This window comes from Pontibacter sp. HJ8 (genome assembly GCF_054824225.1).
Genome location: NZ_JSYF01000186.1, coordinates 1 through 9517, shown reverse-complemented (window position 1 = coordinate 9517; position 9517 = coordinate 1). Strand labels below are relative to the sequence as shown.

Genomic DNA, 9517 nt, shown 5'->3' with positions numbered 1-9517 from the left:
AAATTACTTTTTAGCAGGAGGAGCTACTTTCGGAGAAAGGATCAGAAACATTCTCTTTCCTTCCAGCTTTGGGAGCTGTTCTACTTTGGCCACATCCTCCAGTGCCTGTGCAAATTTGAGAAGCAGGATCTCGCCTCTTTCTTTGAACACAATGGTTCTACCCACGAAGTGCACATAAGATTTGATCTTAAATCCGCTTTCCAGGAAAGCCTTTGCGTGCTTGAGCTTAAACTCAAAATCGTGATCATCTGTGTTGGGACCGAAACGGATCTCCTTGATGACTACCTTCTGGGCTTTCGCCTTCATCTCACGCGTTTTCTTCTTCTGCTCGTACTTGAATTTCGAGTAGTCGATGATGCGGCAAACAGGCGGATTGGCTGTCGGCGAAATCTCAACCAGGTCAAGATTCTGCTCGTTAGCTATTTTCTGGGCGTCTCTTGTCGAGAACACACCCTGCTCTACATTGTCACCAACTAGCCTTACTTCTCTGGCAGTTATTTTATCATTGACTTTGTATGGCTCTTCCACTTTTCCTCGTGGGATGTAGCGCCTGTTTTGAGTAGCTATAGTTTTACCTCCTTAAATTAGTTTCTATAAATTAGGCTGCGAATATCGCAATTATTCTATCAAGAAAAAAATATCTTTCCTTAATTGTTGGTCATCTCAGCAATTTTGCCCTTAAACATGCTGATGAATTCATCGACGGATACAGTGCCCAGATCGCCTTCTCCGTGCCTGCGCACCGAGACCGCGTTCTCATCCTGCTCCTTCTCGCCTACGATCAGCATATACGGAACTTTGCCCACTTCTGCATCACGAATTTTGCGGCCGATCTTCTCGTCGCGGTTGTCTACAAAGCCGCGGATGTCTTCCTGCTGCAACCGGTCGTATACCTGCTGTGCAAAATCCTGGTATTTCTCCGAGATCGGGAGGATGGCAAACTGCTCCGGGCTCAGCCACAACGGGAAGTTACCGGCACAGTGTTCGATCAGTACAGCCACGAAACGTTCCAAAGAACCAAAAGGTGCCCGGTGGATCATCACAGGCCGATGCTTGGCATTATCAGCGCCGATATACTCCAATTGGAACCTTTCTGGTAAGTTATAATCTACCTGAATAGTTCCAAGCTGCCACTTTCTTCCCAGCGCATCCCGCACCATAAAGTCGAGCTTTGGACCATAAAACGCAGCCTCGCCCAGTTCTGTTACAGTACGGAGCCCTTTCTCTGCTGCAGCTTCGATGATGGCATTCTCCGCTTTCTCCCAGGCCTCGTCTCCCCCAATATACTTCTGCTTGTTCTCCGGGTCACGGAGCGAAATCTGAGCTGTATAGTCTTCAAAGCCAAGGGCGCTGAATACGTACAACACCAGGTCAATTACTTTTTTGAACTCCTCCTTCACCTGGTCCGGGCGACAGAAGATGTGGGCGTCATCCTGCGTAAAGCCACGTACGCGGGTCAGGCCATGCAGCTCGCCGCTTTGCTCGTAACGGTATACCGTACCAAACTCTGCCAGGCGCACCGGAAGCTCCTTATAAGAGCGCGGACGCGTTTTGTAGATCTCACAGTGGTGCGGGCAGTTCATCGGCTTCAGGAAGAACTCTTCGCCTTCGTTCGGAGTTCTGATGGGCTGAAACGAATCGGCTCCATACTTATCGTAGTGTCCGGAAGTAACATAAAGTTCCTTGCTGCCGATGTGTGGGGTAACAACCGGCTGATAGCCTGCCTTCACCTGTGCCTTGCGCATGAACTGCTCCAGGCGCTCACGCAGCATCGTACCTTTGGGTAGCCACAGCGGCAAGCCCATACCCACTTTTTCGGAAAAGGCGAACAATTCCAGCTCCTTGCCCAGTTTGCGGTGGTCGCGCTTCTTGGCTTCTTCCAGGCGCTCAAGGTACTCCGTCAGCTCCTTCTGCTTGGGGAAGGTAACGCCGTAGATACGGGTCAGCTGCTTGCTCTTCTCATCGCCACGCCAATAAGCGCCGGCCACGTTCATGAGCTTGGCCGCTTTGATAAAGCCTGTATTGGGGATGTGTGGTCCCCGGCAAAGGTCCACGAAATTTCCCTGGGTATAGAAGGTGATCGTTCCGTCTTCCAGGTCTTTGAGCAGGTCCAGCTTATACTGGTCTCCTTTTTGGGTAAAGTATTCGATCGCATCGGCCTTGGAAACTTCCTCGCGCTTATACTCATTCTTGGCACGGGCCAGCTCCAGCATCTTCTGCTCCACTTTGGCAAAATCATCCTGCGAGAACTGGTTTCCTTCTCCCAAATCGACGTCGTAGTAGAAGCCGTTTTCGACAGGAGGACCTATACCAAACTTAATGCCCGGGTATAACTCTTCCAGGGCTTCTGCCAGCAAGTGGGCGGATGAATGCCAGAAGGTATTCTTGCCCAGGTCATCGTTCCAGGTTAACAGTTGTATGGCAGCGTCGCTCCCGATCGGGCGTGAAAGATCCCAAATCGTGTCGTTCACCTTAACAGCTAACACGTTGCGGGCCAAGCCTTCGCTTATGCTGGCGGCAATCTCAAGGCCTGTTACACCTTCCGGATACTGGCGCACAGAGCCATCTGGCAGTGTGATGTTGATCATGTTTTTTTCTTAGGTATGTTTAATAAGCCTGCTGCCGCACAGCCATACTGTCGAGCACAGGCCTTGGTCTCTCTAATCTGTATTTCAGACGCGCTATACTTTGCAACGCGTAGGTATGTCGTGGTTCCAGCGCTACGATACGCTGATAATGCTGCAGTGCCGGCAGGTTTTCGCCCAGCCGCTCGTAGCTGGCAGCTTTCACGGTCAGGTACTTCAGGGTGTTCCCATACGTCTTCTTGGCGCGGTCCAGATGCTGCAAGGAGGCATCGTACTCCCCTTTGGCGTACTGTAACAAGCCCAGCTGGTAATGTGCTCCCTGTAGTGTATCGGCTAGGGCCACAGCCTGACTAAAGCTATACAGCGCACTATCTTTCTTTTGCCCTTCCAAAAAAAGCAGTCCTTTGTAGTACCAGTGCAGCGGGTCCTGCGGTGCCAGCTGCTCTACCTTATCCAGGTGTACTTTTGCCGCTGCCACATCCTGCTTATCGAGGTATAAGCCTGCCAGTTCACGGTGTGGCTGCATAAATTCCGGATTCTGTTCCAGCGCGAGCCTGTAACTGCGTATAGCCTTCGTGGTGTCACCCGTCTCTGCCAGGATACGCCCTCTGTAATAAAAGGCGTATTCGTCGGACGGAGAAATCTCCAGTGCTTTCCGGATGTACTGGTTGGCCACTACATATTGACGGCGTTGCAGGTATAGCTCGGCCAGCAATACATACAGCGACGAACTCTGATAGGAGTTGCGCTCTGCCTGCAAAGCCAGGGGGAGCGCTTCGGCTGAATTGCCCATCAGGTATAGCACCTGCGCCTTTACAAAAAAATTGGCCGGATCACCACTCGACAGCTTTATCGCTTCATTCACATCTTCCAGCGCCTGTTTCAGATCCCCCTTTCGGAGCAATACCATGGCCCGCCGGGTATACAGGCTACCTTCCCGCCTCGACTGGGAGATGGCTTCGCTCAGGTTGATTAACTGCTTAGCCGGATCATCGGCCACGACCTCCAGGTTCACCATCCGTTCCCTGCTGCCCTCCTCCAAGTTGCAGCCTGCCAGGCAGAGCGAAGCCACTATCACACACCAACGGCCTACGTAGGACATCATGAACAACTTATCAGATTCATTCTAGTGCGCTAAATTATAGATATTTTGGCTAAATACCGATAAATTCCCTGCTATACTTCTACGAATAAGCGAGGGGGCCCGCTTCCTTCTGGTAGCAGGCCCCCTCGCTTAAGCTTCAGATCAACTTATTTCAGTTGCTCCTGCAGCATGATCTTACAGCGCCTGCTAAGTTCCAGTTCCTCTTTCGTATGAAGCTGAAGGTCCCGGGTCAAAACACGCTGCAACGTCGAAGCGCAGGCTTCTTTATTTTTCATTTCCTGGTAAATACAGGCCAGGTCATAATAATAGTTCAGTTGATTCGGGTTGTAACTAATGGCCATCTCCAATGCATGGATGGCATCCTGGTTCGTAGCTTTTTCTTTTATTCCGCCAAAAATCATTTTAGAGGCTGCCACTTCGGCAAAGTTCAGATTGGCCATTTTGAAATACCAGCGTCCCAGCAGGTGCCAGGAATCTGCATTCTTCGGATCGGCACGCAGCGCTGCATCCAGGTATGATTTGATTTGGTTGGTAACAGCCAGACGTTGTTTAGGGCCCGATACCATGGCCAGCGAAGCCAGCGAAAACGCCATCACATAATTAGAATTGGCATCAACTGAATCCAGTGCGTAGGCACGCAGGGCATAGTCTTTTGCTTTGCTGAAGTGATTGATCTTACGGCTGTCATCCTCGAAGCGGTGGCCCATGCGGGTGTGCAACAGGCTGGCACTACAGAGCGCTTCGTAATTGTCGGGGGAGGTGGTAAGTACCTGTTCGTAAACGGCCAAAGCTTCTGTCTCTTTATACTGGAGCTGCAACTCGTGCGCACGCTTCAATAAAACATCATGTTCTGAGCCTCCTGCTGCCTCACAGGGAGAGAGCAGGAAGCCGAACAGAATGAAGAGTAGTATCGCTTTGAAAAGTCTTTTCATAAAATGTTTTTCGCAACCTAATATATTGCTTTAAAAAGACTTCTGCAAAAAAAGGACTTATTTTAGAACAGATCCAGTTGTTTCTTTTCCTTCAACGCTTTTTTTGCACTAGAATCTTCCGTAACTACTTGTACGTCATCTTCCGAAACAGGTTGGTTGCCGCTCGCACGCGCAGCTTCTTCCGCTAATTCACGGAGTTCAGCCGGCAGCGTTACAGCTTCGCGTTTAGTTGTAACTTTCTTAGATTTAGGCTTTTCTTCCTGCTCCACTGCCGCCTGTTTTGGCACCGTTACGTCAAATATTTTGAAGTAACTCAGCTTATTGCCCATTGCCTTCCAGCCCTTCACATCGATGAAATCGCTCAGCAGCAGCTTCTCAGTCTCTTTTTCACCGCGCAGAGCCCGTTTGAAGGAGATGGTTGCCAAAGGCTCCGGATGCGTGGAAACAGCTTCCAGTCTGGAGTTCTTGCTTTCGGAAATGAAGGTGAATTTCTTGCCTACCGTAGAAGTCTCTATCTTGAAACGCTTCACGTAGTAGATCTTATTGTCTCCTTCGTAATAAATGGTTGAGACAACCAGTTCCGGATCAAACTTCTGCAGCACCTTGATCTTCTCCACCGTGTAGTGGTTGCTCAGGTCAAAGGTCGTTTGCTCGTAGGTTCCATCCTCGTAAATCACCAGGATCGTATCTTCGGTGTTGAACGAACCCAGGTAACGTCCGCGCCCTTCGGTGTTTAGGCGGCCGATCACCTCGTCGTAGAAGATCTCACGGCCTCCCAGGGTTGAGTCTCCCAGACTCTTCTGCACCACTTTCTTGATGGCATACTTGGTCACGATATTGCCGTTGGAGCCCTTACCTTTGATCATCAACTCTGCGAAGTCAAAGTCAAACTGCTTGTTACGGGCAGCCGCCTGTGGCGCCAGGGTAATGCTTACCACTTCCGACTCGGAATTTGGATTAGCCGTCAGGTAATGCACTTTTGAGCCTTTCTCCCCTTTCGTCAGATCATATTCCTTGTCGCGGGTGATGGACTTGACTGCAAAACGCTTTGCAAAGGATACACCCGACTTGCCATCCACATAGATCATGTTGTAGACCATGTGCTCGTCGTTCTTGTTGTAGACGCCGGCCATGATGATGTCTTTCCCCACGAACGTTTTATCCGCCACCTTCGTCACCACAAACTTGCCGTCTTTGCGGAACACGATGATATCGTCCATATCGGAGCAGTCGCACACGAACTCATCTTTGCGCAGTCCTGTACCAATGAAACCGTCTTTGGCATTCATGTAAAGCTTTTGATTGGCGATCGCAACTTTCTGTGCAGTAATCACATCAAAAGTTTTAAGCTGTGTCTTGCGGTCTCGTCCCTGGCCATACTTTTTCAGCAAGCCTTCAAAGTAAGAGATCGCATAACGGATCAGGTTCGCCAGGTGATCATCCACTTCCGCCATTTCCTCTTCCAGCTTGTTGATGTACTCATCGGCTTTGAAGGAGTCATACTTCGAAATACGCTTGATCCGGATCTCGGTCAGGCGAATGATATCGTCCTGTGAAACCTCACGGCGCAGCAGTTTCTTGAAAGGATCCAGGCCTCTGTCGATCGCTTCTAAAACAGCTTCCCAGGTTTCACATTCCTCGATGTCGCGGTAGATGCGGTTCTCGATAAAGATCTTCTCCAGAGAAGAGTAATGCCACTTGTCTTCCAGTTCTCCTTTACGGATCTCCAGCTCGCGCTTGAGCAGGTCGACGGTCTTAAACGTAGAGATACGCAGCAACTCATCCACGCTCAGGAAGTGTGGCTTGTCGTCAATGATCACACAAGTGTTCGGCGAAATGGAAACTTCGCAATCGGTGAAGGCATACAAGGCGTCCATCGTCAGGTCAGGCGATACACCAGGTGGCAGGTGCACCTGTATCTCTACATCGGCCGCCGTATTGTCGATCACCTTTTTGATCTTGATCTTGTTGTTTTCGCTCGCTTTCACGATCGAATCCATCAGGCCGGTCGTCGTGATGCCATAAGGCACATCCCGAATGATAAGCATGGTTTTATCGACCTTTTCAATGGTGGCACGCACCCGGATCCTGCCGCCGCGCATACCTTCGTTGTAGTTGGTCACGTCGACCATACCTCCGTTCGGGAAGTCCGGCAGCAGGGTCGTCTTACGGCCTTTCAGAACCTCAATAGAACCTTTGATGAGCTCCTTGAAGTTGTGCGGCATGATCTTCGTAGAAAGACCTACGGCTATACCTTCCACGCCCTGGGCCAGCAGCAACGGGAATTTGACAGGCAATGTTACCGGTTCGTTTTTACGGCCATCGTAGCTTAGCTGCCAGAGCGTCGTCTGCGGGTTGAAGACCACATCCAATGCAAACTTGGAGAGTCGGGCTTCGATGTAACGCGGGGCAGCAGCGCTGTCACCAGTACGCACATCGCCCCAGTTACCCTGCGTTTCGATCAACAGGTCTTTCTGACCCAGGTTCACCATCGCGTCGCCAATAGAAGCATCGCCGTGCGGGTGATACTGCATGGTCTGACCGATCACGTTGGCCACTTTGTTAAAGCGACCGTCGTCCATCTCCTTCATGGCATGCAGGATACGGCGCTGCACCGGCTTCAGGCCGTCCTCGATTGCGGGTACGGCACGCTCCAGAATTACATACGAAGCATATTCGAGGAACCAGTTTTCATACAAGCCGGAGACAGGCGTAATATTATGGATAACTTCTTCCCCGCCATCTGTAAAAGCAACTTCCAGCTCGTCTTCTCTTTCGATCTCTTCGTTATTTAGCTCGTCGTTATGCATATAATTCTTCAACTATATCTTTTTCAATCTTCAAATTATCAATAATGAAATTCTGACGCTCCGGTGTGTTTTTGCCCATGTAGTAGCTCAGTATTTTTTGAATCGTAGTATCCTTCTGCAGGATCACCGGCTTCAGTTTGATGTTATCGCCGATGAACTTGCCAAACTCATCCGGGGAGATCTCTCCCAAACCCTTAAAGCGGGTAATCTCCGGACGTTTGCCCAGTTTCTGAATCGCTTCCTGCTTCTCACTTTCGTTGTAGCAGTAGATGGTCTCTTTCTTGTTGCGCACACGGAACAAAGGCGTCTCCAGGATGTACACGTGGCCGTTCTTCACCAGGTCCGGGAAGAACTGCAGGAAGAAAGTCAGCAGCAGCAACCGGATGTGCATACCGTCCACATCGGCATCGGTCGCGATCACCACCCGGTTGTAGCGCAGCCCTTCCAGACCTTCTTCAATGTTCAGGGCGTGTTGCAGCAGGTTGAACTCCTCGTTCTCATACACCACCTTTTTCTTCAGGCCGTAGCAATTCAAAGGCTTACCACGCAAACTGAAGACAGCTTCCGTGTCTACATTGCGGGATTTGGTTATGGACCCACTTGCCGAGTCACCCTCTGTGATGAAAAGTGTAGATAAGAGCGCATTTTCATGCTTGTCTTCGTTAAAGTGCATGCGGCAGTCCCGCAACTTGCGGTTGTGCAGGTTGGCTTTCTTGGCGCGCTGGTTGGCCAGCTTCTTCACCCCGGCCATGTCCTTGCGCTCGCGCTCACTCTGCTCAATGCGCTTTTTCAGCGCTTCGGCCGTAGTGGGGTTTTTGTGCAGGTAGTTGTCGAGGTTCTCCTTTATAAAATCGTTGATAAAGGCGCGAACTGCCGGTCCGTCAGGCCCCATATCGATGGAGCCCAGCTTGGTCTTGGTCTGCGACTCAAATACAGGCTCCTGCACGCGCAGCGAAATAGCGCCCACAATGGAACCACGAATATCCGCCGCGTCATAGTCTTTCTTATAGAAATCACGCACGGTCTTGACGATCGCTTCCCGGAAAGCCGCCAGGTGCGTTCCCCCCATTGTCGTGTACTGGCCGTTCACGAAAGAATAATACTCCTCGCCGTAGTCGTTGCCGTGGGTCAACGCCAGTTCAATATCATTGGCTTTGAGGTGGATGATCGGATAGCGCATGCTTTCTTCATCGGCCTTGTTGCGGAGCAAATCCAGCAAACCGTTCTCCGAGTAAAACTTCTTACCGTTGAAGTTGATGGTCAGGCCGGCATTCAGGTATACGTAGTTCCAGATCTGGTTTTCCAGATACTCCGGGTTGTACTGGTAGTTTTTGAAGATGGTGTCGTCCGGCGTGAAAACCGTGAGGGTGCCATTGCGCTGTGTCGTGACTTCCAGGGGCAGATCGTTCGTCAGCACTCCCCGCTCAAACTCAGCTGCCTTTACCTGTCCGTCACGTACCGACTGAATTCTGAACTGGCTGGAAAGCGCATTCACTGCCTTTGTACCTACCCCGTTCAGACCAACCGACTTCTGGAAAGCCTTGCTGTCATACTTACCACCAGTGTTGATCTTACTCACGCAATCGATCACTTTTCCCAGCGGGATTCCCCGGCCATAGTCGCGTACCTGTACCTTGTGGTCTGATATTTTGATCTCAATGGTTTTTCCATACCCCATCACGTGCTCGTCGATGGAGTTGTCAATTACTTCTTTCACCAAAATATAAATACCGTCATCGGCCGAAGAACCGTCACCCAGTTTGCCAATGTACATACCGGGTCGCAACCGGATGTGTTCGCGTGGCTCCAGCGAGCGAATGCTGTCCTCGTTGTAATTATGCTCTAACTCTGCCATTCTGTAAGCGTAAGTGTATTTGTTTAGATAGAATCACTCGGTAATATAGAAAAATAAAAGAGATCGGACGCAACATTTAGTTCCAAGCCTGTCTGATTTGCAAAGATTTGAATTTTATATGCTAATTTTTTTAGCCTTTTAAATTTCCCCATGCAACTGCAAATCCTTTCGTTCTTCTTATAACTAATCAAAAGGCGTTGCAGTTCATCAAAATCTGATTTTTTTCGACT

The 9517-nt window shown here is 50.1% G+C and carries 7 protein-coding genes; all 7 read right to left on the bottom strand.

From position 1 onward, the window contains the following. Positions 1-3 precede the first annotated feature (3 nt). The gene (gene infC, locus OB13_RS09295; protein WP_461489885.1) at positions 4-528 is read right to left on the bottom strand and encodes a translation initiation factor IF-3; all 525 of its coding nucleotides are present in this window, start codon (positions 526-528) and stop codon (positions 4-6) included. A 119-nt stretch (positions 529-647) separates the two neighbouring features. Beyond that, positions 648-2588 (bottom strand): threonine--tRNA ligase, encoded by a 1941-nt coding sequence (gene thrS / locus OB13_RS09290; RefSeq protein ID WP_461489884.1) that lies wholly within the window; start codon positions 2586-2588, stop codon positions 648-650. Between the two features lie 19 nt (positions 2589-2607). Next, a complete protein-coding gene (locus OB13_RS09285) occupies positions 2608-3690 on the bottom strand; it encodes a tetratricopeptide repeat protein (protein ID WP_461489883.1) in 1083 nt (360 codons plus the stop codon). A gap of 146 nt (positions 3691-3836) precedes the next feature. Further along, positions 3837-4622, bottom strand: coding sequence for a tetratricopeptide repeat protein (locus OB13_RS09280; RefSeq protein ID WP_461489882.1), 786 nt, complete (start codon positions 4620-4622; stop codon positions 3837-3839). Between the two features lie 62 nt (positions 4623-4684). Continuing rightward, positions 4685-7432 carry a DNA gyrase/topoisomerase IV subunit A gene (locus tag OB13_RS09275; protein ID WP_461489881.1) on the bottom strand — a complete coding sequence of 916 codons (2748 nt, stop codon included), beginning with the start codon at positions 7430-7432 and terminating at the stop codon, positions 4685-4687. Beyond that, the gene (locus OB13_RS09270; protein ID WP_461489880.1) at positions 7425-9287 is read right to left on the bottom strand and encodes a DNA topoisomerase IV subunit B; all 1863 of its coding nucleotides are present in this window, start codon (positions 9285-9287) and stop codon (positions 7425-7427) included. The genes OB13_RS09275 and OB13_RS09270 overlap by 8 nt, the downstream gene beginning before the upstream one ends. Before the next feature lie 23 nt (positions 9288-9310). Beyond that, on the bottom strand, positions 9311-9517 hold a 207-nt coding region (locus OB13_RS09265), incomplete at its 5' end, for a hypothetical protein (RefSeq protein WP_461489879.1).